Raw genomic sequence first — 25,350 nt, forward strand, 5'->3', positions numbered from 1 at the left:
CGCGCATTAGAGTGAGTCACGAGGACCTCCGTTTGAGTTGGTGTGACCGTCGACAAGCCACACCCAACGGGGGTCCTCCCCACTACGTCAACCCTTCCCAGTGTCACCAACCTGTCTGCCACCAACACCTAGAGTGGCACCGCGCTCCGGTTCCGGAGCGTCCCGCCCTGAGGAAGGCTCACGTGGACACCCCAGACTCGCCCGTCACGCGCTCCGCCGTGCCGCAGGACGTCCAGGACAACCCGCTCCTGGACTCCCGCGACCAGCGCCTGCCGCGCATCGCGGACCCCTGCGTCATGGTGATGTTCGGCATCACCGGCGACCTCGCCAGGCACAAGCTCCTGCCGGCCATCTACGACCTGGCCAACCGCGGCCTCCTCTCCCCCGCGTTCTCCCTCGTGGGCGTCGGTCGCCGCGACTGGTCCGACGACGACGTGCGCGAGTACGTCGAGAAGTCGGCCCGCGAGGGCGCCCGCACCGAGTGGAGCCCGGCGATCTGGGAGCAGCTCGCCGCCGGCATGCGCTTCGTGACCTTCTCCGACTTCGAGGACGATGAGGCCTACTCCCGCCTCACCGACGTCGTCGCGGAGCTCGACGCCACCCGCGGCACGAAGGGCAACCGCGCCTTCTACCTCTCCATCCCGCCGTCCTACTTCCCGGCCGTCACCGAGCGCGTCGCGAACTCCGGGCTCGTGGACGAGCAGGAGGGCTCGTGGCGCCGCGTCGTCATCGAGAAGCCCTTCGGCCACGACCGCGAGTCCGCCAGGGAGCTCGACGAGCTCGTCGGGCGGATCGTCCGGCCCGACGACGTCTTCCGCGTCGACCACTACCTCGGCAAGGAGACCGTCCAGAACATCCTCGCGCTGCGCTTCGCGAACACGATGTTCGAGCCCCTGTGGAACCAGGGCTACGTCGACCACGTCCAGATCACGATGGCCGAGGACATCGGCATCGGGACGCGCGCCGGCTACTACGACACGATCGGCGCCGCCCGCGACGTCATCCAGAACCACCTGCTCCAGCTCCTCGCGCTCACCGCTATGGAGGAGCCGACGAGCATGGACGCGGCCGCCGTGCGCGCGGAGAAGGAGAAGGTCCTCGCGGCCGTCACCCTCGAGCGCGACGGCGTCCTCGACCTCGACGCGACGACGGCCCGCGGACGGTACGACGCCGGGTTCCAGGGCGGCGTCCCCGTCAAGGCGTACCTCGAGGAGGACGGCGTCCCCGACGGCTCGGCGACGGAGACCTTCGCCGCGATCCGCCTCGAGATCGCCAACCGCCGCTGGGCGGGCGTCCCCTTCTACCTCCGTGCCGGGAAGCGGCTGGCCCGCCGTGTCACCGAGGTGGCGGTCGTGTTCAAGCAGCCGCCCTTCCTCCCCTTCGACGACGCCGCGACCGCGGGCGTCGGCGCGAACGCCATCGTCCTGCGCATCCAGCCGGACGAGGGCATCACGATGCGCCTGGCGTCCAAGGTCCCGGGCACGCACATGGAGCTGCGCGACGTCACCATGGACTTCGGCTACGGCGCCTCCTTCAACGACGAGTCGCCCGAGGCCTACGAGCGCCTCATCCTCGACGCGCTCCTCGGCGACGCCCCGCTCTTCCCGCACCAGCGCGAGGTGGACCTCTCCTGGCGGATCCTCGATCCCGTCATCGAGCACTGGGCCGCCTCGGGCGCTCCTGAGGGCTACCGTCCCGGCTCGTGGGGGCCCGCCGGCGCCGACGAGCTCCTCGCCCGCGACTCGCGCACCTGGAGGCGCTCATGATCACCACGCTGTCCGCCACGACCACCGACCGCATCGTCTCCGAGCTCATCGACCAGGGCGCCGCAGCGGGCCGGAACCGGGTCCTGACGCTCCTGGTCTCCACCGACGCCGATGGCCTCGAGGACGCTCTCGAGGCGGCGCACGGCGCAAGCCGCGACCACCCCTGCCGCGTCGTCGCCGTCGTCAACCCGCCCGCCGACGAGACCGCCGTCGGGGCCCGCTCCCGCGACGGGCACGCCCCTGCCGACTCCGCCGGGCACCTCGACGCGGAGATCCGCGTCGGGCACGACGCCGGGGCCGGCGAGACCATCGTCCTGCGCCCCTGGGGCCAGGCCGCGGAGCACACGGACACGCTCGTCGTGCCTTTCCTCCTGCCGGACGTCCCCGTCGTCGCGTGGTGGCCGGGCCAGCCCCCGGCGAACCCCTTCGACTCGCCGATCGGCCGGCTCGCGACGGCGCGCGTCACCAACACGCCCTCGCAGCCCGACCCTGCCGAGGCCCTCGCCGCCCTCGCCCCCGTCTACGAGCCCGGAGACATCGACCTGGCCTGGACCCGCATCACCCTGTGGCGGGCGACGGTCGCCTCGACCCTTGACGCCGTCCTGCGCGAGCACGAGGTCAAGGAGATCCTCGTCGCCGGCGAGCCCGGCAACGCCTCGCTCTCGCTCATGATCCGCTGGCTGGCCCTTCGCCTCGGCATCCCCGTAGGGCGCCGCGACGTCGCCGACTCCGTCGGCATCTCCTCCATCACCGCGACCACGGAGGACGGCACGGTGGAGATCACCCGCAAGGACGCGAGCCGCGTCGTCATCACGCAGCCGGGGCCCGCCGCCCCGCAGGTCGTGACGATGGCGCGCCGCGCGCTCGTCGCCATCATGAGCGAGGAGCTGCGCCGCCTCGCGCCCGACCCTGTCTACGCCGAGGTCCTCGCGGCTTTCGCGAAGGACCACCACGGGCCCGCCGGCTCCCAGATCCAGGACAGGAGCGGTGCGCGTGGCTGAGACGACGGACCCGATGCCTGCTGACCAGCGCCCGGCTGGCCCGGTGCAGGAGCCGCCCAGCGGCGCCGCCGACGTCATCGCCGCCGGCGCCCGGGCCCAGGCCCCCGCGGTCCTGCGCGTGAGCGCCGAGCTCGTCGCCGCCGCCCAGGAGGCCGCCGCGGAGACTGCCCGGCTCGTCGCCGCGGCCATCAGCGAGCGCGGTGCCGCCCACGTGGCCCTCACCGGCGGATCCGGCGGGGAGGCCCTCGCCGGGGTGCTGCCCGACGCTCTCGCCGAGGCCGGCGTCAGCCGTGACGGGCTCGCCTCACTCCACCTCTGGTTCGGTGACGAGCGCTACGTGCCCGCGGGAGACCCCGAGCGCAACGACATCCTCGTCGCCCCGTTCACGGCGGCCGGCGTCCCCGAGGCCAACGTCCACCGCGTCGCGGGACCGGACCTCGCCTCCACCCTCGAGGAGTCCGCGCGGCGCCTCGCGGAGGAGCTGCGGACGGAGGGTCCGGAGGACGGGGCCCTCGACGTGGTCCACCTCGGCATGGGGCCGGACGCGCACGTCTGCTCCCTCTTCCCCGGTCACCCGGCGGCGCTCGCGCTCGGCACCGACGTCGTCGCCGTCGAGGACTCCCCCAAGCCGCCTCCGCGGCGCGTCTCGCTGACCTTCGAGGTGCTGCAGCGCGCCCGCTGCGTCATGGTCGTCGCCGGCGGTGCCGGGAAGGTCGACGCCGTCGCGAAGGCCCTCGGTGAGGCCGACCCCGTGGCTGCGCCGGCCTCGTGCGCACGAGGCGCTGTCACCAGCTTCTACCTCGATGAGGCCGCTGCTGCCGGCGCGCCCGGCGAGGTCGACGGCGCTGCCGCCTCCTAAGGTCCACGACCTCGTCAGGTGGGTCGTGAGCACCCCGGCGACGACCGGTGGAGCCGCGGTCGTGCAGGCCGCTCCGTGGTGCCCGGCTCACCGGGCACCACAGGGAACCCGATGAGCGGGTCGATCGTGCCGCTGGGGGGCTCGCCGTATGCGGGCCGGGTCGGTGTCGTCGGCGCGGCCTAGCCTGCTCCCATGAGACTTCAGCCGCTCGGCACCTCCGACCTCACCGTCCCCAACGTCGTCCAGGGGTGCATGCGCATCAACGACATGTCCGACGCGGAGATCCGCGCCCTCGTCGACGCGGACCTCGAGGCCGGGATCACCATGTTCGACCACGCGGACATCTACGGCGGTGACCACGCCTGCGAGGAGCGCTTCGGCACGGCGCTCGACTGGTCCGCCGAGGAGCGCGAGCAGGTAGTCATCCAGTCCAAGTGCGGCATCCGGGACGGCTGGTTCGACTTCTCCGCCGCGCACGTCCTCGAGGCGGTGGACGGAACGCTGGCCGCCCTGCGGACCGACTACCTCGACGTCCTCCTCCTGCACCGTCCGGACGCCCTCGTCGAGCCCGAGGAGGTCGCCGAGGCCTTCGACCGTCTCGCGGAGTCGGGCAAGGTCCGTCACTTCGGCGTCTCCAACCACACCCGCGGCCAGATGGAGCTGCTTCGCGCCACGGTGAAGCAGCCGCTCGTCGCCGACCAGCTCCAGCTCTCCGTCGCGCACGCGCCGATGATCGCCGAGGGCGTCGCGCTCAACATGTTCGAGGACCAGGCCACCTCCCGGACCGGCGAGGTGCTCGACTACTGCCGGCTCACGGGCACCACCGTCCAGGCGTGGTCACCGTTCCAGGCGCCTGGTTGGTCGGGCCCGTTCCTCGGGGACCGTGAGCGCTACGCCGAGCTCAATGACGTCATCGGCCGCCTCGCGGGCGAGTACAGCGTCGAGCCGGAGGCGATCGCGACGGCGTGGATCACGCGTCACCCGGCCCGCATGCAGGTCGTCCTCGGGACGACGCGGATCGAGCGCGTCCGCGCCTGCGCGGCCGGCTCGGAGCTGCCGCTCACCCGGGAGCAGTGGTACGAGGTCTTCCGGACCGCGGGGCACATCGTCCCGTGAGGCCGGCCGGCTGCGGGGTCGTGCAACGGGGTGCCGGTGCGGTCGTCCTCGCGCTCCTCGCTGCGGTCGGGACCTCGACTCCGCCCCCGAGCGCCGGGGCCGCCTCGGTGCGCTGGGACCAGCGGGGCACCGCCGTGCTCTCCGCCGCGCAGGCGCTGTCGGCGCTCGACGCCCTCCCCGCCGACTCCCCGGCGGCCGTGTCGTGGGGAGAGGGCGGGTCCCGGACGGGATGGTTCGGCGAGGCCTGGGAGGACGTCGACGGCGACGGCTGCGACACCCGGAACGAGATCCTCCGACGAGACCTCGTCGACGCCGACTACTCCCGTGCGGACGGCGTCCAGCCCCTCACGCAGGGCCGTGGCCAGGGCGTCACCTCCTGCCCCGACGCCACGGTCTACGCGGGCACCCTCCACGATCCCTACACGGGCAGCACGATCCCGTTCACACGAGGCAAGGACACCTCCGCGGAGGTCCAGATCGACCACGTGGTCCCGCTCAACTACCTCTACGCCCACGGCGCCTGGGCGTGGGACGAGCGCACCCGTCTCCTCGTCGCCAACGACCCGCTCAACCTCATCGCCGTCGACGGCGAGGCCAACCAGGGCAAGGGCGCCTGCGGACCGGCCACCTGCCCCGTCGGGTCCACCAAGACCGGCTCCTGGGACACCGCCGCGGGCGAGGGCTGGTGGCCGCCGGACACCGACGAGCGGTGCGCCTACGCCGAGCGCTTCGTGAGCGTCCTGGCCGCCTACCGGCTCGGGATGCCGCAGGCCGACCACGACGCCCTGGCGACGACGCTGCGCTCCTGCGCCGCCGGCGGCGACGGGGCTCCGAGCGTCCTCGACCGCACCGGCCCGGTCATCGAGCAGTCCACTCGGGTCCTCCTTCACCGGCACGCTTACACGGCGGCGCTCGTCGCAGGGCTCCTCCTCATCGGCGCCGGGCTCCTCGCCCGCGCCCGCCGTGCGCGGCGCCGCCGCTAGGATCTCGGGCATGGTGACGTCATGGTGAGCAAGGAGACGGCGCGCGCCGAGGCGATTCAGGCGGCCCTCGAGACCGGTGGGCCGACGTCGGTCAGGGTCGACGTCTGGCTCTGGGCGGTGCGCCAGTGCAAGTCCCGCTCCGCCGCGACGACCGCGTGCCGCGCGGGCCACGTCCGCGTCAACGGGGACGCGGCCAAGCCGGCCCAGCAGGTCACCATCGGTGACGAGGTCCGTTACCGCGTCGACGGCTTCGACCGGCTCCTCATCGTCAGGCGGATCCTCGTCAAGCGGGTGGGCGCGCCGGTCGCGCGCACCGCCTACACCGACCTGTCCGCACCGCGGCCCTCGCCGCTCGACGCCCCGGCCGCGATCATCCGCGACCGCGGAGCCGGCCGTCCCACGAAGAAGGAGCGCCGCCAGCTCGATGCCCTGCGCGGCGGCCTCGGCGAGCCCCTCGACATCGAGCACCTTCTCGACGAGGACTGAACGAGCCCGCAGGAGGCACGATGACCAGGATCCCCCCGCACCAACGCAGGTAGCGTCGCGCTGGCCGCCCTCGCGGCCGTCGGAGCGGTGGGCGCCGTCGGCGCTGCGGCCCGCCGACGGGACCTCGGGGAGTCCCTCCAGCGCGTGCGACCCGGCCTGCGGGCACCTCTGCTCGTCCGCTCCGGTGGCCGCGAGGTGCCCGCGTGGCTCCACGATCAGGAGCAGGGCGAGCATCCGCGGACCACGTCAGGACAGCTCAGACCAGCCGTCGTGTGGGTCCACGGCGGCGGCTACGTCGGCGGCGACCCAGCCCAGGAGCACGGCCTGTGCACCCTCATCGCCTGCCGCACCGGCGGGCTCGCCCTCAGCGTGGAGTACCGGCTGCGCGCCGCAGCACCCCCATCCGGCGGCGCTGGACGACTGCCTCACCGTCCTCACCTGGCTGCACGAGCACGCCGACGAGCTCGGAGTCGACCCCGCCCGCGTCGCGGCCGGGGGCCCGGCCCGCACGCAGGACCTCTCGGGTCTCCCGGACGGGTGGATCGGGGGCGGCGACCTCGACCTCTTCCTCGACGAGGACCTCGCCTACGCGGACCGCCTGCGCGAAGCGGGGGGCACGGGTCGACGTGCGCATCGAGCCGGGGATGTACCACGGCGCCGACTACTGCACGTGGGCGGCCCGGATGCGCGCCTTCCGGGAGTGCGGTGTCGACGCGCTGGCGCTTGCCCTCAGAGCCGGCGGGTCAGGCGCTCACAGCTCCTCGTAGGTCGCCGGGTCCTGGTCGGCGAGGCGTCCGTCGGGACGCCCGAGGGCCGTGATCGCCTCGATCTCCGCGGCGTCGAGAAGGATCTGCGCCGAGGCGAGGTTCTCGACCTGACGCGCCGGCGTCGAGGACTTCGGGATCGGGGTGACGCCCCGCGAGACGTGCCACGCGAGCACGGCCTGCGCCGGGCTGATGCCGTGCGCCTCGGCGATCCCGGCGATGACGGGGTCCTGCAGGAGGTCCGAGCTGCGGCCGATGGGGCTCCACGCCTCGGTGAGGATCCCGCGGTCCGCGTCAGCGGCAACCTGCTCCGTGTTCGGGAATCGCGGGTGCGACTCGATCTGGTTGACGACCGGGAGCACGCCGGTCTCCCGCTCGAGGCGGTCGAGGTGCTCGGGGAGGAAGTTCGAGACGCCGATGGCGCGCACGAGGCCGCGCTCGCGCGCCTCGATGAGCGCCCGCCAGGTGTCGACGTACTTGTCGAGCCGGGGGTTGGGCCAGTGGATGAGGTAGAGGTCGATCGGGCCGATCGGCGCCATGCGGGCGGCGGACTCCTCGACGGCGGCCAGCGCCTCGTCGTAGCCGAAGTGACGGCCCGGGACCTTCGAGGTGATGGTGAGCTCGGCGCGGGCGGCGAGGCCGGCGTCGACGGCGCGGGCGACGCCGAGGGCGACGCTCGCCTCGTTCTCGTAGGAGAAGGCCGAGTCGATGAGGCGGTAGCCGTTCTCGATGGCGGAGCGGACCGCCTCCGCCCCGGACTCGCCACGGAGCGTGTAGGTGCCGAATCCGACTGCGGGGAGCGTGTACGTGCTGGTCGTGTCCTGCTGCGTGCTCATGCCGACCACCGTACGCGGAGCCGTCTGCGGCTGCTCACCGAGCCGCTCAGCCCCTAGCCGCGGGCCTCGAGGAGCGCGTCGACGGCCCGGATGACGCCGTTCTCCGTGTTGGCCGGCGCCACGTAGCGGGCGAGCTCCCGAATCTCGGGGTGCGCATTCGCCATGGCGAAGGACGGCCCCGAGAAGGCGTAGAGGTCGCGGTCGTTGAGGTAGTCGCCGAAGACGGCGGTCTGCTCGGGCGTGACGCCGAGCCGTCGCTGGATGGCGTCCAGGGCCCGGCCCTTCGACGCGGCCGACGGCATCATGTCGGTCCAGTGAGCGCCGGAGACGACGGTCTGGACGGCGGGGACGGCGGTCCGCAGGTCCGCGGCGGCCTCGCGCTCGATGTCCCCGAAGTCGTACACGGCGACCTTGAGCACGTCGTCGAGCGGGAGCGCGAGGAGGTCGTCGACGACCTCGAGGGCCGTGTAGTACCGGACGCACTCGTCGACGAAGCGCTCGTCACCGCGGTCGACGTAGGCGCAGCGCTTGCAGGCGACGACGGCACCGACGTCGAGGCTCGCCCCCGCGAGGCGCCGCGTCACCTCGACGGCTGCGACCGCCTCGTCACGGCTGATCGTGTCGGAGTGGATCTCCTCGTCCCCGACGACGACGAAGGTGCCGTTCTCGGCGATGACGGGGCCGTCGTCGAGGACGTGGCCGAGGGTGCTGCGCAGGTTCGCGAGCTGGCGGCCCGAGGCCGGGGCGAGGAGCACGCCGGCGTCGCGCCACCGGGCCACGGCCTCGGGCAGGTCGGCGGGGACGCGGCCCTCGCCGTCGAGCAGCGTCCCGTCCATGTCCGCGATGACGAGTCGGAGATCGGCGGGCTCGTACTGGGAGAAGGGGGTCGGCTCGGCCGGGGCGTAGGGGGTGTCCGTCATGCTCCCATCCTCTCAGACGGCCGCTGCTCCGCCGTTTCCGGGCTCGTCGGGAGGGACCTCACTCGTACCAGTAGCCGGTGAAGGAGTCCTTGTACACGCGGTAGACGCCGGTGGGCGAGTCGGCGCGGTACTGGGCGATCACCTCCCCGGCTGAGGTCCGCTCCGAGAAGACGCGGGCCTTCGCCGAGCACACGACGAGGTGGTCCGAGAGCGTGCCGTCGTCGGTGTCGCGCTCGTCGTCGCTGCGGATGCGCAGGGCGTCGGACATGACCGAGGAGTACGGGACGTCGACGCGTGCGGCCTCGGCGACCGTTCCCTCGTTCTCGTCAACGAGGTAGCGCAGAATCTCGCTCGCGCCCGTCGTCTCGGAGGTGGAGGCCTTGGCCGGCCCCATCGTGGAGACGTCGTCGCGGGTGCCCATGTACCAGAGGTTGTTGTTGAACATCTCGAGGTAGTACTGGCCATCGGCGAGGCTCGGGGCGTCGAGGCGTTGCAGCGAGTGCTGGCCGGCGTTCTCGGAGAAGTTCGTCGTCTTGGTGAGGAACTTCGACTCGTAGCCCGTGCCCTCTCAGATGTTGGAGGCACCGATGAGGTAGCGGATGGTGGGCGTGCCGGTGCCGGCGCCTGTCGCACCGTCGAGGGCGATGATCGTCGAGGTCTCGCGGGACGAGAGGTAGACGGTGTCGTCGACGACGTCGACGGAGTTGAGGTGGAGCCAGTCGTTCTTGTCCTGGCCCTCGCGCGCGTGGGTGGTCTCGAGGTACTTGGGCAGCACCTTGGTCATGTCGATGACGCGGGTGATCTCGCCTGTCGGCACGTCGACGACGAGGACGACGTCCTGGACGGTGGTGCGGTCCGACGAGGAGTCCGTGGCGAGCACGTACGCGGTGTCCCCGACGGCGTGGACGTCGTGGTGGACGGTGTACCTGCCGAGGTCGATGATGCGCCAGAGGAACCCGGTGGGCTGGATGACGCCGAGGGCCGAGGGGCCGACGGTGGTGAGGATGCGCCCGCCGACGGGGATCGGCACCTGCGCGGCGGTCTGCGCCGTCGTGACGATCTCGCCCCGTTGGGTCCCGTCATTGCCGACGAGGACCGTCGCCTGGCCGTAGCCAATGATCCCCGAGAGGACGAAGAGCCCGTCGGTGAGCTGGGTCCGGGTGCGCGCGGGGCTCGCGGTGGAGGTGCCGAAGATCGACTGGTTGGCGCTCGTGCCGGCGGATGAGCTCGTGGTGCCGGTCGCTGAGGCGGCCGCGCTCGTGGTGATTGCGTCGTCGCCCGCCGTGGACCGTCCGATGAGCACTCCCCCGGCACCGGCGACGAGGGCGGCTCCGGCGCCGACGAGGGCGCTGCGACGGTTGAGGCTGGTGGGCGTCATGAAGGGCTCCTCCTGCGAGGCGGCTGTGTCCTGACAACTTAGGCAAGGGCCCTGCGCTCGCGCTGTGCCGTCTGCTGCACGCGAGCGGCTGCGGTCACCAGCGCGTGACGCTCGTCTGAGAGAATCGCCGCATGACCGAGCCGAGCCGCTGCCTCGTCCACCACGCCACCTCCGCCGGCGCGCCCGCCGCCGAGCTCCCCCACGACGCGGACCGCGCCGCGGTGGACACCACTGACCCGCACGGCCGTCCTCTGGTGCGCTCGCACGCCGAGGCCGTGCGGGTCGCCCAGGACGCCGCCACCTTCTCCAACCACGTCTCCCGCTTCCTCCAGGTTCCCAACGGTCTGGACGGTGAGGAGCACCGTGAGATGCGGGCTCTGCTCGATCCCTTCTTCTCCCCCGAGGCGATGGGGCGTCTCAAGCCTCGCCTCGAGAACGTGGCCGACTCCCTCGTCGAGTCCCTCGTGCCGGGCTCGCCGATCTGGTCCGTGCGCGAGATCGGCTCCGTCTACGCGGTGCGCGCCCAGTCGACCTGGCTCGGGTGGCGCTCGGACGTGGAGGAGGAGCTCATCTCCTGGATGGACGCGAACCACGAGGCGACGCGCTCCGGCGAGCTCGCCCGCACGCGCGAGGTCGCCGAGTGGTTCGACCGCATCATGCGCGGCCTGGTCGCGGAGCACCGCGGGTCCCAGGGGCCGGAGGACGTCACCCATGCGCTCACGCTCGTCACCAAGGGCGACGGGGAGCCGCTGAGCGAGGAGGAGCTCGTCTCCATCCTGCGCAACTGGACCGGTGGTGACCTCGGGTCCCTCGCCCTGTGCACCGGCGTGCTGCTCCACTGGCTCGTCGAGCACCCGGAGCACCAGGAGCTGTGGCCGGGGCTCTCGGACACCGCCCTCGACCGCGCCGTCGACGAGGTCCTGCGGATCGACGATCCCTTCACCTCGAACCGCCGCGTCACCACGTGCCCCGTGCACGTGGCGGGGCGCGACCTGGAGGCCGGCACACAGGTCGTCATCGACTGGACCAGTGCGAACCGCGACCCCGAGGTCTTCGGCGACCCCGACTCCTACGACCCGGAGGGCCACGCCGCGGACAACCTCGTCTACGGCACCGGCGTGCACGTGTGCCCGGGGCGGCCGCTCGCGACCCTCGAGCTGCGTGTTCTCGTGCGCGCGCTGCTCGCCCAGTTCCGAGTCTCGCGCGCCTCGGGCGAGGCGGCTCGTGCGCAGTGGCCGCTCGGGGGCTGGGAGCGCCTGCCCGTCCTCCTCACTGAGGTCGACGGCGGCGCGGAGTGAGCCAGTCGGCTCACGGCGCTGAAGGGGCAGACGCCACGGGGCCGGCGCATTCGACGGACTCCGGCCTCGTCATCGGGGATGACGGGCTCGCCCGACCCGTCTGGGCGGCGAAGGACCCGCTCCTGCGGGAGTACTACGACACCGAGTGGGGTCTTCCCGTGCGCGACGAGCGGGGTGTCTTCGAGCGCCTCAGCCTCGAGGCCTTTCAGTCGGGCCTGTCATGGGCGACGATCCTGCGCAAGCGCCCTGCCTTCCGCGAGGCCTTCGTCGGCTTCGACGTCGAGGCCGTGGCCGCGTTCGGGGAGGACGACGTCGAGCGCCTTCTGGGCGACGCCGCCATCGTGCGCAACCGGGCGAAGATCCTCGCCACGATCTCCAACGCGCGGGCCACGGTCCGGCTCAGGGAGGCGGACGACGTCGACGGGGGCCTCGCAGGTCTCGTGTGGTCGTACCAGCCCGAGCGGACGCCCGCGCCTCGTACTCCCTCTGAGGTCCCGACGCGCTCTCCCGAGTCCGAGGCGATGGCCGAGGACCTCAAGCGCCGCGGCTTCCGCTTCGTCGGGCCGACGACGGCCTTCGCACTCATGGAGGCGCTCGGGATCGTCGACACCCACCTCCTGGGCTCCCACAGGCGCGGCTCGTCCGGGATCTGGTGACCCGGGCGACTGCGGCCCGGGGAAGCAGCTCATGAGGCGTGTCAAAGGTCCGTCATCCGCCCTGCGCCGGTTCCCTAGACTGGTATGGCGTCGCGAACGCGCCCCTGCGGCTCCCCGCCCTCACGGTCCGAGAACCGCTCGAGGTCGAGCGCGACGTGCTTCCCCAGGACGTGCCACGTCCCCGCCCCACGTGAAGGATCCACCCTGTGATCTGGCTCCATCTCCTCGTCGTCCTCTTGTTCATCTTCATCGGTGCCCGTTTCGGGGGCATCGGGATCGGTCTGGCCGGTGCCGCCGGCATCCTCGTCCTGGCCGCCACGGGCGTCACCGTCACCACGGATGACGTCCCCTGGTCCGTCGTCGGCATCATCATGGCTGTCATCTGCACGGTCGCGGCCCTGCAGGTCGTCGGTGCCATGGACCACCTCGTCCACCTCACCTCGGTCCTGCTGCGTCACCACCCGAACCAGATCACCTACCTCGCGCCGCTCGTCACCTTCCTCATGTCGATGATGTGCGGCACCGGGCACACCGCGTACTCGGTGATCCCCGTCATCGTGGACGTCGCCAAGGAGCACGGCATCCGGCCCTCGCGACCGCTGTCCATCGCCGTGGTCGCCTCCCAGGTCGGCGTCGCCGCCTCACCGATCTCGGCGGCCATGGTCGCCCTCGTCGTCGCCCTCGAGCCGCTTCACGTCGGCTACCTCCAGTGCCTCGCCATCGTCATCCCCACGACCTTCATCGGCTGCGCCGTCGGCGCCGTCGTCGCAGCCCGCCAGGGCAAGGAGCTCAAGGACGACCCGGTCTACCAGGAGCGCATGAGCAAGGGCCTCGTGAAGCCCTCCGCTGCGGCGGACACGACCTACAGCGCCCCGAAGGGCGCCATCGCCGGCCTGTGGATCTTCGTGGTCGCCCTTGTCCTCGCCGTCGCCTACGCCACCGTCTCCTCCAAGGAGCTGGGGATCTGGGAGAACCCGCCGATGGGCTCCACCGCCGCCATCATGATCATCATGATGACCGCCGCCGCCGTGATCTGCCTCGTCGCCAAGAAGCCCATGGGCACCATCCCCCAGCAGGACACCTACCGCGCCGGCATGACCGCAGCCGTGTGCATCATCGGCCTCGCGTGGCTGGGCAACACCTTCGTCAACCATTACACGGACCAGATCTCCAACGCGCTGTCCGGTCCGCTGCAGTCCCAGCCCTGGCTGGCGGCCGTGTTCTTCTACTTCGCCGCGCCGCTCATGTTCTCGCACGCGGCGACGACGGCGGCCTTCATGCCGCTCATGGTCAAGCTCGGTCTCCCGGCCGCGGCGCTCGTCGCCTCCTACCCGGCGGTCGCGAACTACTACCTGCTGCCGAACTACCCGACGACCATCGCCGCCATGGAGATGGACGACACCGGCTCGACGCGCGTGGGCAAGAACGTCTTCGCCCACCCCTTCGTCCTGCCTGGCACCGTCGCGATCATCGTGTGCATCGCGCTCGGCTTCGCGCTCGCTCCGATCATCCTCTGATCGCTGCGCAGACCCGATCCCGGTGCCCCGGTCCTCGCGTGAGGGCCGGGGCACCGTCGTGTCCGGATGTCCGCCTGGAGCCGTGCGGAACCGCCGCCCGGGGCTCGACCGCCTGCACCGGCCCCGGCTGGTCCAGTGGCGCGAGAACAGCGCGTGGGGCCAGGAGCGTCGTGACCGTGGTAGAACCCGGGTATGGGCGACGACGCGAACGACGCCGGCGAGGCGCCGCTGGACCGCCTCCAGTTCTCCGTCTTCGGCTTCGTGTCCCGACCGAGCGCCGAGGTCTACGAGGCCGCCGTCGACCCGGAGCAGATCTCGCGCTACTTCACGACGGGTGGTGCCGAGGGGCGCCTGGAGCCGGGCAACGCGGTCTCTTGGGACTTCGCCGACTTCCCGCGCCGCTTTCGGGTCACGCCGGTCGAGGCCCAGCCGGGCCGACGCGTCGTCATCGAGTGGGGCGCAGCGGAGTCGACGACGGCAGAAGCAGCCGCGAGCACCCGCGTGACCTTCACCTTCGAGCCCGTCGACGACGGCGCACGCACGAAGGTGACGATCTCCGAGGACGGCTGGTTCCTCTCGCAGGAGAACGCGGACGCTGCCTTCGGCAACTCCATGGGGTGGACCGGCTTCCTCGCGGCCCTCAAGGCATTGATGGAGCACGGCATCCACCTGCGCGAGGGCTTCTACCGGTAGACGCCCCGGGCGGCGGGCGATCGGTCCGCTCGCACGGCAGGAGTCCGTCAGGACTCCTAGGGTGGTCCCAGTGGCGCCGACCGCGGCGCCCGGGAAGGAGACACCATGAAGATCGTCGACAACGGTCCCGAGCCGAACGCCTTCGACATCGAGACGGCCACCCAGGAGAACGAGAACTACCGGACCACCGCCTGGACCGGCAAGTACCTCCAGGTGACCCTCATGTCGATCCCCGTGGGCTCCTCGATCGGCCTCGAGGCCCACCCGGAGACCGACCAGTTCCTGCGTCTCGACGCCGGCAAGGGCCGCTGCGTCATGGGCCCCGCCGAGGACGAGCTCACCTTCGAGCAGGAGGTGAGCGACGGCTGGTCCGTGCAGGTCCCGGCCGGCACGTGGCACGACATCATCAACACCGGCGACGAGCCGATGCAGGTCTACGCCGTGTACGCCCCGACGCACCACACCAAGGGCATCGTCCAGGCGACTGCGGAGGACGCGGAGAAGGACGAGGAGTCCGGCAAGGACACTCCACCGGAGTGGACCGTCCAGCCGGGCGACGGCGCCGACGACAAGCACGCCTGATCGCTGAGTCCTGCAGAGGGCTCATGACACGAGCGAGGGGCTCATCCGGTATCCGGATGAGCCCCTCAGTCGTTGGTCGGGCTGGCGGGATTTGAACCCACGACCCCTTGACCCCCAGTCAAGTGCGCTACCAAGCTGCGCCACAGCCCGTTGCCTCGCGGACCAGGTCCGCTCGGAACGTGTAGAACTTTAGCCCATGACGCACGCGGCCCCGAAATCGAGACCCGGTGACGCCCATCACCGTGCACCGTGTGCGCGGGTGGAGGCCGAGCCGTTCCGGGGCGGGATCGGGACCTCCTGATCTCAGGGCAGGACGTCCCGATCCCGGCGGGAGAGGGATCAGGCGCTGGCGTTCCAGGCCTTCATGCCGCCCTCCAGGTTGGTGAGCTGCCCCGTGTACCCGGCGTCCTCCAGCGCTGCGATCGCGCGCGCGGAGCGGACTCCCGCGGCGCAGTGGACGATGGTCTCCTTGGAGGTGTTCAACTCTCCCACGTGCTGCGCGACCTCGCCCAGCGGGATGCGCAGGGAGCCGTCGATGGCGTCGAGCTCGACCTCGTTGGGCTCGCGGACGTCGAGGAGCGTGAAGTCCTCGCCAACCTTCTCCCCCGCGGCCAGGCGGGCGCGCAGCTGCTCCGCGGTGATCTCGTTCATATCAGTCTCCTTCTCGCCCGGCGCACCGGGCAGTCGGACGCCGCAGAAGGCGTCGTAGTCGATGAGCTCGATGGTCTCAGGATCCACCCCGCACACGGGGCAGCTCGGGTTCTTCGCGACCGGCAGCTCAGCGCCACGCGCGTCCCAGGCGTTGAGCACGAGCATCCGCCCGATGAGCGGACGCGCACCACCGATGATGAGCTTAAGCGCCTCCGTAGCCTGCATGGTGCCCACGATGCCCGGCATGACGCCGAGGACGCCGCCCTCCGCGCAGGAGGGCACCGCGCCGGGCTCCGGTGGCACGGGGTGGATGCAGCGGTAGCACGGGCCTCGACGCCCGTCGAGGACCGTCACCTGCCCGTCGGAGCGGAAGACGGCGCCGTGGACCAGCGGGACGCCGAGCCTCACGCAGGCGTCGTTGAGCAGGTACCGCGTCGGGAAGTTGTCCGTGCCGTCGATGACGACGTCCCAGCCGGCCAGCAGCTCGAGCGCGTTCTCGCTCGTGACCGAGGCCCGCGTCGCGACGACCTCGACGTCCGGGTTGAGCGCCTCGACCCGCTCCAGCGCTGAGTCCACCTTGGCCCGGCCCTGCCCAGCGGTCGTGTGAAGGATCTGGCGCTGCAGGTTGGAGACGTCGACGGCGTCGTCGTCGATGATCCCTAGGCGCCCGACCCCAGCAGCTGCCAGGTAGAGGGCCGCCGGCGAGCCGAGAGCGCCCGCGCCCACGAGCAGGACACGCGCGGCGCGGATCCTCTGCTGGCCGCGCATTCCCACCTCTGGGACGAGGACGTTGCGCGAGTACCGACGCTTCTCGGCGTCGGTGAGCGGCCGCAGCCGGCCCTCGGGGATGATCGAGTTCCCGGGACCGGCTGCGGTGGTCGTGCTGGTCATGCGACCGCTGCCCGCCTCAGTGGCGCTCGGCGCGGTAGCGGCGGATGAGCGCCTGGGTCGAGGAGTCCTGCGCCTCGAGGGCAGCCTCGTCCCCCATGACCGCCGGGGCGATCTGGAGAGCGAGCTTCTTGCCGAGCTCGACACCCCACTGGTCGAAGGAGTCGATGCCCCACACGATGCCCTCGGTGAAGGTGATGTGCTCGTACAGGGCGATGAGCTCGCCGACCACCTTGGGGCTCACCTCGGGGGCGAGGATGGACGTCGTCGGCTTGTTGCCGGTGAAGACACGGGCCGGGACGATCTCCTCGGGCGTGCCCTCGGCGCGCACCTCGTCGGCGGTCTTCCCGAAGGCGAGGGCCGCGGTCTGGGCGAGGAAGTTCGCGAGGAAGAGCTCGTGGACGTCCGTGTCCCCGTCCTTCGTGGCGTGGGCCGGGTTCACGATGCCGATGAAGTCCGCGGGGATGAGCTGGGTGCCCTGGTGGATGAGCTGGTAGAAGGCGTGCTGGCCGTTCGTGCCGGGCTCACCCCAGAAGACCTCACCGGTCTCCGTGGTGACGGGGGTGCCGTCCCAGCGCACGGACTTGCCGTTGGACTCCATCGTGAGCTGCTGGAGGTAGGCCGGGAAGCGGTGGAGGTACTGGGCGTAGGGCAGGACGGCGTGGGTGGCGGCCTTGAAGAAGTTTCGGTACCAGACGTTGAGCAGGCCCATGAGCATGGGGACGTTCTCCGCCGGAGCCTTCGTCGCGAAGTGCTCGTCGACGGTGCGGAAGCCCGAGAGGAACTCCTCGAAGGCCTCCGGCCCTACCGCGACCGCGACGACGGTGCCGACGGCGGAGTCGACGGAGTAGCGACCACCGACCCAGCTCCAGAAGCCGAAGGCGTTGACGGGGTCGATGCCGAACTCCTCGACCTTGTCCAGGGCGGTCGACACGGCGACAAAGTGCTTGGCGATCGCGCCGTCCGTGCTGATCCCCTTGGCCTCGAGGGCGCCGAGGAACCAGTCGCGCGCCATGCGGGCGTTGGTGAGGGTCTCGAGAGTCGTGAAGGTCTTCGACGCGATGATGAACAGCGTCGTCTCCGGGTCGAGGTCCTTGACCTTCTCCGCGCAGTCGTTGGGGTCGATGTTGGAGATGAAGCGTGCCTCGAGGCCCTCCTGGACGTAGGACTTGAGGGCCTCGTAGACCATGACGGGGCCGAGGTCGGAGCCGCCGATGCCGATGTTGACGACCGTCTCGATGCGCTTGCCGGTGACGCCGGTCCACTCGCCGGAGCGGACGCGCTCCGCGAAGTCGTAGACCTTGTCCAGCGTCTCGCGCACGTCGGTGACGACGTCCTGACCGTCCACCGTGAGCGAGTCGCCCGCGGCACGGCGCAGGGCGGTGTGGAGGACAGCGCGGTCCTCGGTGACGTTGATGTGCTCGCCGGCGAACATGGCGTCGCGGCGGCCGGGGACGTCGACCTGCTCGGCCAGCTCGACGAGGGCGTCGCGGACGTCGTCGGTGAGGAAGTTCTTGGAGAGGTCGACGTAGAGGTCGCCGAGCTCGAAGCCGTAGCGCTGGGCGCGCTCCGGGTCCGTCTCGAAGGCGCCCCGCAGGTCCGGGGTGAAGGAGTCGTGGAGAGCGGTGAGCTTCGTCCAGGCGGGCGTGGTGGTTGCGTCAACAGGCTTGAGCATGGCGCCAGTCTAGGGCGAGGGAATGGCCAGGCCCACCGCCGTCGGTCCCGGGCCCCGGGCGTTCGTCAGGAGCGAGCGGGCGCCGGCTCCTGGGAGGACGCCCCGGCGCCGCCAAGGCGCTCGGTGCGCCGCCCACGCCACGGTGACCGCGGCGTCCCCCTGCTCAGCGGCGCTGGCGCCGTTCGCGCGCCCGGACGCCGATCTGGATCGGCGAGCCGACGAAGCCGAACTCCTCGCGCAGGCGGCGCTCGATGAAGCGGCGATAGCCGGGGTCGAGGAAGCCGGTGGTGAAGATGACGATGCGCGGCGGTGCCGTCTGGACCTGTGTGGCGAAGAGGATGCGCGGCTGCTTGCCGCCGCGCAGCGGGTGCGGGGTCGCCGCCTGGAGCTCTCCGAGGAAGCCGTTGAGGCGGCCCGTCGGGATGCGGGTGGTCCATCCCTCCATCGCGGCGTCGAGGGCGCGCACGAGGCGGTTCGTGTGCCAGCCGGTGCGGGCAGCGAGGTTGATGTGCGGGGCCCAGGCGACGTGCGCGAGGTCGTGCTCGACCTCCCAGGCCAGCTGCGCCTGGCGGTCCTCGTCGACGAGGTCCCACTTGTTGTTGACGAGGACGAGGCCGCGTCCGGCGTCGACGACCTGCTGGATGATGCGGACGTCCTGCTCGCTGATGGGCTCGGAGGCGTCCAGGAGGACGACGGCGACCTCGGCCTTCTCGATGGCCCCCTGCGTGCGGAGCACTGCGTAGTAGTCGGCGCCGCGGGACTGCTTGGCGCGGCGGCGGATGCCGGCGGTGTCGATGAAGAGCCACTGGCGGCCGTCGAGCTCGATGATCTCGTCGACGGGGTCGCGGGTGGTGCCGGCGAGCTCGTTGACGACGACGCGCTCGGAGCCGGCGATCGCGTTGAGGAGGCTCGACTTGCCGACGTTGGGACGGCCGACGAGAGCGACACGGGCGAGGTCGCCGTCGGGGGCGGGGCCGGCGACGGCGGAGACCTCGGGAAGGATCTCCATGGCGGCGTCGAGGACGTCGCCGGAGCCGCGGCCGTGCAGCGCGGAGACGGGGTAGGGCTCGCCGAGGCCGAGGTTCCACAGGGCCGCGGCGTCGCCCTCCTGGGCCGGGGAGTCGACCTTGTTGGCGGCCAGGACGACGGGCTTGCCGGAACGGCGAAGCATCTTGACGACCTGGGCGTCGGTATCCGTGATGCCGACCTGCGCGTCGACGACGAGGAGCACGGCGTCGGCCATCTCGACGGCGACCTCCGCCTGCGTGGCGACGGCCTCGTCGAGGCCCTGGACGTCGAGCTCCCAGCCGCCCGTGTCGACGATGGTGAAGCGCCGTCCGGCCCACTCGGCCGGGTAGGAGACGCGGTCGCGGGTGACGCCCGGGGTGTCCTGGACGACGGCGACGCGCTTGCCGAGCACGCGGTTGACGAGGGTGGACTTGCCGACGTTGGGGCGGCCGACGACGGCGAGGACGGGCAGGCCCATCTCGATGTCCTCGCCGGCGGCGGGGGCCCCCTCTCCGGAGAGGAGCGCGAGGTCCTCCTCGTCGAGCTCGTAGTCGGACAGGCCCTGGCGGAGCGCCTCGGCGCGGAGCCGGTCCTGCTCGTCACGGGCCGCGGCGGCGTCCACGGCCTCCTCGACGAGGTCGAGGACGTGCTCGACGACCTCGTCGAGGGTCATGTCGCTCGTGTCGACGAGGGTCACGCCGTCGGGGGCGGTGAGGAACTGGGAGACGGTGGCGTCGTCCTTGTCGCGGCGCACCACCTGGTCGCGCAGGGCGGCGGCGTCGACGGCCTTGCCGGCGGCCTCGAGCTCGGCGGCACGGCGCGTGAGGCGGGCCTCCTCGCTGGCGGTGACGAGGAGGCGGACGTCGGCGTCGGGCGAGATGACGGTGGTGATGTCGCGGCCCTCGGCGACGATGCCGGCGCCGTCGGAGAAGGAGGAGGCGTCACCGACGGACTCGGCGTGGATGATCTCCTGCTGGAGGCGCTTGAGCTCGGCGCGGACCTCGAGGTTCGTGGCGACCTTGGAGACGACGGTGGCGACGTGGGGCTCGCGGATGGCGGTGGCGATGTCCTCGCCGTCGCAGGTGACGCCGGGGGCCTCGGGGTCCAGCCCCATGTCGAGCGGCATGGTCTCGACGGCGCGGGCGACGGCGGTGGCGTCGTCGAGGTCGACGCCGGAGCGCTCGCACCACCAGGCGGCGGCGCGGTACATGGCGCCCGTGTCGAGGTAGGCGAGGCCGAGCTCGGAGGCGACGCGCTTGGAGACGGTCGACTTGCCGGAGCCGGACGGTCCGTCGATAGCGACGACGATTCCCATGGGTGCCTCCTGGTGCGTGTCCTGACGCCGGTCAGGTGCGGGCCCGGGTTCCCGGGCGGATGTCCGCGGCCAAGCCTGCCATGCGGGCGCCCTCGCACGGCCCTGCGCCTCTCATGAGATCGCGCACCCGTCTCAGGACAGGACGACGCGCCAGCCCCGGGCGTCCAGGGCCTGCTCGAGGCGCTGGGCGCTCGAGGGGAGCACGGAGAGCATGGCGAGCCCGGCGCTCTGACCGGGCGAGTGCTCCATCGCGAAGTCCTCGATGTTGACGTCTGCCTCGCCGACCTCGGTGAAGAGCCGACCCAGCATGCCGGGCTCGTCGGGGACGAGCACCTGAACCTCGGCGTAGCGGCGCGGCGCCCCGCCGTGCTTGCCGGGGATGCGGGCGTGGCCGGCGTTGCCGCGGCTCATGACGTCGGTGATGGCGCCGACGGCGCCCGGGGCGATCTCCCCCGCCCGGCCGGGTGCCCTGTACGCCTCGCTGTCCGGGGCGACGGCAGCCGGGGCGATGCCCTCGATGAGGGCATCGAGGTCCTCGCGCACGCGCCGGAGCTGCTCGACGACGGGGCCGGCGTTCCCCACCAGGATGGCCGACCACAGGCGCGGGTCGGAGGCCGCGATGCGCGTCGTGTCCCGCAGCCCCTGACCGGCCAGCGCGAGCGAGGCCTCGGGCAGGTCCTCGAGGCGGGCGGCGAGGAGCGAGGCGACGAGCTGGGGCACGTGGCTCACGGCTGCGACGGAGGCGTCCTGCTCGGCGGCCGTCATGCGGACCGGCGTCGCGCCGACGTCGACGGCGAGGTTGCGCACGACGAGCTCGGCCTCCGGGGTGGCGCCGTCGGCGACGACGACCCACGGGCGCCCGACGAAGAGGTCGGAGTCAGCGGCTCCGGCGCCGGAGCGCTCCCGCCCGGCCATGGGGTGGCTGCCGACGTAGCGGGATACGGCCTCGCCGCCCCGGCGGTGGACCTCGGCGGCGATCCGGTCCTTGACGCTCGCGACGTCGGTGACGACGGCGCCCGGGTGAGCGGCCAGGGCCTCGAGGACGACGCCGGCGGTGACGTCGGGCGGAGTCGCCACGACGACGAGCGCGGGCTCGGCCGACTCCTCGGTGCGCAAGGATCCAGCGCCCATGTCGCGGGCGAGGGCGAGCGACGTGGGTGAGGTGTCGGCGAGCTGGACCTCGACGCCCGCGGCCGTGAGGGCCAGGGCGAGCGAGGTGCCGAGGAGCCCGGCGCCGATGACGAGGACAGGGCCGGCGGTGGCGACGGCAGCGGTCGTCGGGTCGGTACCCAGAGGGGAGGGCGCGGTGCTCACAGCCCGACCTCCTTCTGGAGAGCGGCGACCTCGTCGCCGGTGAGGGCGCGCATCTCGCCAGGCCGGAGGCCGCCGATGGACAGCGGACCCAGCTTGGTGCGCGCGAGGCGCTTGACCGGGTGGTCGACGGCGGCGAGCATGCGACGGACGATCCGGTTGCGGCCCGAGTGGAGGCTGATCTCCACGATGGAGCCTGCCGGGCCGGAGTCCTTGACGGTGACGCGGTCGGCGTGGATCTCGCCGTCCTCCAGCTCGATCCCGCGGCGGAGCTTGCGCGGCACCCAGTGCTCGACCTCGCCCTTCACGATCGCGACGTAGGCCTTGGAGATCTCGTAGCTGGGGTGCATGAGGCGGTGGGCGAGCTCGCCGTCGTTGGACAGGAGGAGGAGCCCCTCGGTCTCGGTGTCGAGGCGGCCGACGTGGACGAGACGGACGCCGGCGGCGCGCTCGGGCCCGCCGAGCTCCTCGACGTGCTCGTCCACCCACTGCCGGCCGAGCTCGGCGACGGTGGGCCGGCCCTCGGGGTCCTCCATGGTGGTGACGACGCCGGCCGGCTTGTTGAGCAGCACGGTGACGACGGCGGGGTTGGTGAGGACGCGCGAGCCGTCGACGCGGATCTCCTGGGTGAGCGGGTCGACGCGCACGCCGGGCTCGGTGACGACGACGCCGTCGACGCTCACGCGCCCGGCGGAGATGAGGCCCTCGCAGGCGCGGCGGGAGGCGACGCCGGCGTGGGCGAGGACCTTCTGGAGGCGCTCGCCGTCCTCGACGTGGGGGTCGTCCTCTCCCCCGCGGGCGGCCCGCCGGCGCGCGGCGTCGGCCACCGCCTCGTCCTCCTCGGAGACGGCCTCGGCGTCGAAGGCCGCGAGCTCGTCGGCGTCGGCGTCCTCGCCCAGCTCCTCGAGGTCGTCCTCGTCGTAGAACTCCTCCGTGCCCAGGTCGAGCTCATCGTCGTGACGCTCGTGGTTGCTCGTGCTCATCGCAGGCTCCTCTCGCTCATCTCGTCCTCGATGTCGCCGAGCGCGCTCGCGTCGGGCAGGTACGGGGCCAGGGGCGGGAGGTCGTCGAGGGACTCCAGCCCGAGGTACTCGAGGAACTCGGTCGTGGTGCGGTACAGGATGGCGCCGCTCGGCTCGGCTCCGGCCTCCTCGATGAGGCCCCGGGCGTGGAGCGTGCGCACGACGCCGTCGACGTTGACGCCGCGGATCGCGGCGACGCGCCCGCGCGTGACGGGCTGGCGGTAGGCGACGACAGCAAGGGTCTCGAGCGCGGCCTGGGAGAGGCGCGCGGTGGCGCCGCCGATGACGAAGCGCTCCACGAGGTCGTGGAACTCGGGGGCGGAGGCGAGGCGCCAGCCGCCCGCCACGTGGCGCAGGACGAAGCCGTGCTGGCGCCCGGTGCCGGTAGCGACGCCCGCGTGGGTGGCGGAGCCGTCGTACTCGGCGGCGAGGTCCTCGAGCACCGCGGTGGCGGTCTCGGCGCTCACGCCGAGTGCCTCGCCGAGGGCGGTGGCGGTGACGGGCTCGTCGGCGACGATGAGGACGGCCTCGGTCGCGCGGCGCAGCTCGGGCGCGGACAGCAGGGAGAGCTGGGTCGGGCGTCCCATCTCCCCCGGCGTCAGGGCGTCGGTGGGCTGCGGGTGCGCGTCGGACGGCTCGGGGTGATCGCCCGGTTCCGGTGTCGGCTGCCCCTGGGCGGGCTCGTTGCTGCTCAATCGAACTCCTCCTCCGCGTCGGCCCCCATGATGCCCGTGAGGTCGTCCTCAGTGCCGCACCAGGACACGGTGATCTCCCCCATCGCCTGCTCCTGTTCCAGGTCGACGGCGCCCTGCCTGTGCATGATGAGGAGGGCGAGGAAGCGTGCCACGACGACGGCGGTTCGGTCCGCGTCGGCCGTGAGCTCGGTGAAGGTCCGTGACCCGTGCCGGTGCAGGAGCAGGGCCAGGAGGCTCATCTGCTCGCCGACCGGCACACGCTCGTGCAGGTGGACGGTCTGGACCTCGGGCTCGCCGGGTCGCGTGAGCACGCCCGCCATGATCCGGGCGAGCTCCTCGGAACTGATGGTGGAGATGAGGCGCGGGAGGAGGGCTGCGAGCTCGGGGTCGAGGCCGACGACGCGGGGGTGGGAGCGCTGGGCGGTCTCGCCGCGCCGGCGCATCCAGTCGGCGGCCTCCTTGTAGGCCCGGTACTGGAGCAGACGAGCGAAGAGGAGGTCCCGAGCCTCGAGGAGCTCGGCGACGTCCTCGTCGTCCTCGTCGCCGTCATGCGGCAGGAGCCGGTGCGCCTTGAGCGCGAGGAGGGTCGCGGCGACGAGGAGGAACTCGCTGGCGTGCCCGAGGTCCCAGTCGGCGCGCATGTGCGCGATGAACTCGTCGGTGACCTCCGCGAGGGCGAGCTCGGTGACGTCGAGGCGCTTGCGAGCGATGAGGGCGAGAAGGAGGTCGAAGGGGCCCTCGAACTGCGGAAGGGCGACGTTGAAGCCCGGGACGCGAGCCGGTCCGGCGGGCTCGACCCCCTCTCCGGTCAGCGGCCCGGGTGCTCCCGACGGGGTGCCGGCATCAGTATCGGGGATCCTGACCTCGGACGCCGGCGCCGAGCCGGCAGTGCTGCGGGCGCCGTCGGGACCGTCGGTGACGTCAGCCGGGACACCGGCCGTCGCCGCCTCGGCCTCGGGCGCGCCGTCGGCGGACGCCGTCGTCTCAGGCGACATCGCCGCGGTCGATGATCTCCCGGGCGAGGCGGCGGTAGGCCTCGGCTCCGGGGTGCGTGGGCGCGTAGCTCGTGATCGGTTCGCTGGCGACGGAGGCGTCCGGGAACTTGATGGTGCGCCGGATGCGCGTGTCGAAGAGCTTGTCGCCGAAGGCCTCGGCGAGCCGCTCGAGGACCTCACGTGAGTGGAGGGTCCGGGTGTCCACCATCGTGGCGAGGATGCCGTCGATCTGGAGGCGCGGGTTGAGGCGGTCGCGGACGCGGTCGACGGTCTCGACGAGGAGGGCGACGCCGCGCAGGGCGAAGAACTCGGTCTCGAGCGGGATGATGACGCCGTGCGCCGCGGTGAGGGCGTTGATGGCGAGGAGGCCGAGCGAGGGCTGGCAGTCGACGAGGATGACGTCGTACTCGTCCATGACGGGGCGCAGCACGCGCTGGAGCGCCTGCTCGCGGGCGACCTCGTTGACGAGCTGGACCTCGGCGGCCGAGAGGTCGATGTTCGCGGGGACGATGTCGAGGCCCTCGGTCGTCGTGTGGTGGATGACGGGGCGGATGTCCGGCTTGGCGGAGACGAGGAGGTCGTAGATCGTCTCGTCGAGCTCCTGGGAGTTGATGCCCAGGCCGGCGGAGGCGGCGCCCTGAGGATCGAAGTCGATGATGAGGACGCGGCGGCCGTACTCGGCGAGCGAGGCGCCCAGGTTGATGGTGGTCGTTGTCTTGCCGACGCCGCCCTTCTGGTTGCACATCGCGATGACGCGGGCCGGGCCGTGGGACTCCAGGGGCGCGGGGACCGGGAAGACCTTCTCCGGCGGGGTGGTGTCGGGCAGGTCGATGAGGCCGGGCTGGTTGGAGTCACTCACGGCGGAAACCCTAACGCACCGGGCCCTTGCGGGTCCCGGGGGTCCAGCGGCGCTCGGTTCATGCGCGCGCTGGCCG

Annotated in this window: 21 protein-coding genes, 1 tRNA gene and 2 pseudogenes; 12 read left to right on the forward strand and 12 right to left on the reverse strand. The window is 72.1% G+C overall.

The window, feature by feature from the left end:
- Positions 1–296: 296 nt before the first annotated feature.
- The 7 genes and pseudogenes from zwf to IXW69_RS12050 all read left to right on the forward strand — a co-directional run.
- Entirely contained in the window at positions 297–1,766 is a 1,470-nt protein-coding gene (gene zwf, locus IXW69_RS07095) for a glucose-6-phosphate dehydrogenase (RefSeq protein WP_267240552.1), read from the forward strand.
- On the forward strand, positions 1,763–2,767 hold the full coding sequence (locus IXW69_RS07100; protein ID WP_194785662.1) for a glucose-6-phosphate dehydrogenase assembly protein OpcA: 1,005 nt from the start codon (positions 1,763–1,765) through the stop codon (positions 2,765–2,767). The genes zwf and IXW69_RS07100 overlap by 4 nt, the downstream gene beginning before the upstream one ends.
- The gene (gene pgl, locus IXW69_RS07105) at positions 2,760–3,626 is read left to right on the forward strand and encodes a 6-phosphogluconolactonase (RefSeq protein WP_323745224.1); all 867 of its coding nucleotides are present in this window, start codon (positions 2,760–2,762) and stop codon (positions 3,624–3,626) included. The genes IXW69_RS07100 and pgl overlap by 8 nt, the downstream gene beginning before the upstream one ends.
- Positions 3,627–3,818: 192 nt before the next feature.
- Positions 3,819–4,742, forward strand: a complete 924-nt coding sequence (locus tag IXW69_RS07110; RefSeq protein ID WP_194785663.1) for an aldo/keto reductase — start codon at positions 3,819–3,821, stop codon at positions 4,740–4,742.
- A gap of 20 nt (positions 4,743–4,762) precedes the next feature.
- Entirely contained in the window at positions 4,763–5,725 is a 963-nt protein-coding gene (locus IXW69_RS07115) for an HNH endonuclease family protein (RefSeq protein ID WP_323745225.1), read from the forward strand.
- A gap of 21 nt (positions 5,726–5,746) precedes the next feature.
- Entirely contained in the window at positions 5,747–6,211 is a 465-nt protein-coding gene (locus IXW69_RS07120; RefSeq protein WP_194785665.1) for an RNA-binding S4 domain-containing protein, read from the forward strand.
- Between the two features lie 270 nt (positions 6,212–6,481).
- Positions 6,482–6,541: pseudogene (locus IXW69_RS12050) on the forward strand (hypothetical protein); the annotation flags it as partial.
- Between the two features lie 421 nt (positions 6,542–6,962).
- Here IXW69_RS12050 and IXW69_RS07130 read toward each other — a convergent pair.
- From IXW69_RS07130 to IXW69_RS11630, 3 genes and pseudogenes are all read right to left on the reverse strand, one after another.
- Positions 6,963–7,811: an aldo/keto reductase gene (locus IXW69_RS07130; protein WP_194785666.1), complete on the reverse strand. Its 849-nt coding sequence runs from the start codon at positions 7,809–7,811 to the stop codon at positions 6,963–6,965.
- 53 nt (positions 7,812–7,864) lie between these two features.
- Entirely contained in the window at positions 7,865–8,731 is an 867-nt protein-coding gene (locus tag IXW69_RS07135; protein WP_228525024.1) for an HAD family hydrolase, read from the reverse strand.
- Between the two features lie 58 nt (positions 8,732–8,789).
- Positions 8,790–10,109 (reverse strand): annotated as a pseudogene (locus tag IXW69_RS11630) (aryl-sulfate sulfotransferase).
- Between the two features lie 131 nt (positions 10,110–10,240).
- Between IXW69_RS11630 and IXW69_RS07150 the strand changes: the two are divergent.
- The 5 genes from IXW69_RS07150 to IXW69_RS07170 all read left to right on the forward strand — a co-directional run bounded on the left by IXW69_RS07150 (position 10,241) and on the right by IXW69_RS07170 (position 14,855).
- Positions 10,241–11,407 (forward strand): cytochrome P450, encoded by a 1,167-nt coding sequence (locus IXW69_RS07150; protein WP_194785668.1) that lies wholly within the window; start codon positions 10,241–10,243, stop codon positions 11,405–11,407.
- Between the two features lie 71 nt (positions 11,408–11,478).
- Positions 11,479–12,063 carry a DNA-3-methyladenine glycosylase I gene (locus tag IXW69_RS07155; protein ID WP_194785734.1) on the forward strand — a complete coding sequence of 195 codons (585 nt, stop codon included), beginning with the start codon at positions 11,479–11,481 and terminating at the stop codon, positions 12,061–12,063.
- Positions 12,064–12,269: 206 nt separating this feature from the next.
- Positions 12,270–13,580 (forward strand): anaerobic C4-dicarboxylate transporter family protein, encoded by a 1,311-nt coding sequence (locus tag IXW69_RS07160; RefSeq protein ID WP_194785669.1) that lies wholly within the window; start codon positions 12,270–12,272, stop codon positions 13,578–13,580.
- 192 nt (positions 13,581–13,772) lie between these two features.
- On the forward strand, positions 13,773–14,273 hold the full coding sequence (locus IXW69_RS07165) for an SRPBCC domain-containing protein (RefSeq protein ID WP_194785670.1): 501 nt from the start codon (positions 13,773–13,775) through the stop codon (positions 14,271–14,273).
- Positions 14,274–14,378: 105 nt separating this feature from the next.
- Positions 14,379–14,855, forward strand: a complete 477-nt coding sequence (locus IXW69_RS07170; protein ID WP_194785671.1) for a cupin domain-containing protein — start codon at positions 14,379–14,381, stop codon at positions 14,853–14,855.
- Positions 14,856–14,928: 73 nt separating this feature from the next.
- On the opposite strand, the gene IXW69_RS07175 is transcribed toward IXW69_RS07170, so the two are convergent.
- The 9 genes from IXW69_RS07175 to IXW69_RS07215 all read right to left on the reverse strand — a co-directional run bounded on the left by IXW69_RS07175 (position 14,929) and on the right by IXW69_RS07215 (position 25,274).
- Positions 14,929–15,005 (reverse strand) — tRNA-Pro (locus tag IXW69_RS07175).
- A 189-nt stretch (positions 15,006–15,194) separates the two neighbouring features.
- Positions 15,195–16,397, reverse strand: coding sequence for a molybdopterin-synthase adenylyltransferase MoeB (gene moeB, locus IXW69_RS07180; RefSeq protein ID WP_194785672.1), 1,203 nt, complete (start codon positions 16,395–16,397; stop codon positions 15,195–15,197).
- Positions 16,398–16,413: 16 nt separating this feature from the next.
- A complete protein-coding gene (pgi, locus tag IXW69_RS07185) occupies positions 16,414–18,069 on the reverse strand; it encodes a glucose-6-phosphate isomerase (protein WP_194785673.1) in 1,656 nt (551 codons plus the stop codon).
- A 163-nt stretch (positions 18,070–18,232) separates the two neighbouring features.
- On the reverse strand, positions 18,233–20,392 hold the full coding sequence (der, locus tag IXW69_RS07190) for a bifunctional cytidylate kinase/GTPase Der (protein ID WP_194785674.1): 2,160 nt from the start codon (positions 20,390–20,392) through the stop codon (positions 18,233–18,235).
- A 132-nt stretch (positions 20,393–20,524) separates the two neighbouring features.
- Positions 20,525–21,706, reverse strand: coding sequence for a prephenate dehydrogenase (locus IXW69_RS07195; RefSeq protein WP_194785675.1), 1,182 nt, complete (start codon positions 21,704–21,706; stop codon positions 20,525–20,527).
- On the reverse strand, positions 21,703–22,686 hold the full coding sequence (locus tag IXW69_RS07200) for a pseudouridine synthase (protein WP_194785676.1): 984 nt from the start codon (positions 22,684–22,686) through the stop codon (positions 21,703–21,705). The genes IXW69_RS07195 and IXW69_RS07200 overlap by 4 nt, the downstream gene beginning before the upstream one ends.
- Complete coding sequence (gene scpB, locus IXW69_RS07205) at positions 22,683–23,312, reverse strand: SMC-Scp complex subunit ScpB (RefSeq protein ID WP_194785735.1); 630 nt, start codon at positions 23,310–23,312, stop codon at positions 22,683–22,685. Before scpB ends, IXW69_RS07200 begins: the two co-directional genes overlap by 4 nt.
- Before the next feature lie 104 nt (positions 23,313–23,416).
- Positions 23,417–24,415, reverse strand: coding sequence for a segregation and condensation protein A (locus tag IXW69_RS07210; protein WP_194785677.1), 999 nt, complete (start codon positions 24,413–24,415; stop codon positions 23,417–23,419).
- The gene (locus tag IXW69_RS07215; protein ID WP_194785678.1) at positions 24,405–25,274 is read right to left on the reverse strand and encodes a ParA family protein; all 870 of its coding nucleotides are present in this window, start codon (positions 25,272–25,274) and stop codon (positions 24,405–24,407) included. The genes IXW69_RS07210 and IXW69_RS07215 overlap by 11 nt, the downstream gene beginning before the upstream one ends.
- Between the last annotated feature and the right edge of the window lie 76 nt (positions 25,275–25,350).

It is taken from the genome of Actinomyces haliotis (assembly GCF_015355765.1).
Lineage (GTDB): Bacteria > Actinomycetota > Actinomycetes > Actinomycetales > Actinomycetaceae > Actinomyces > Actinomyces haliotis.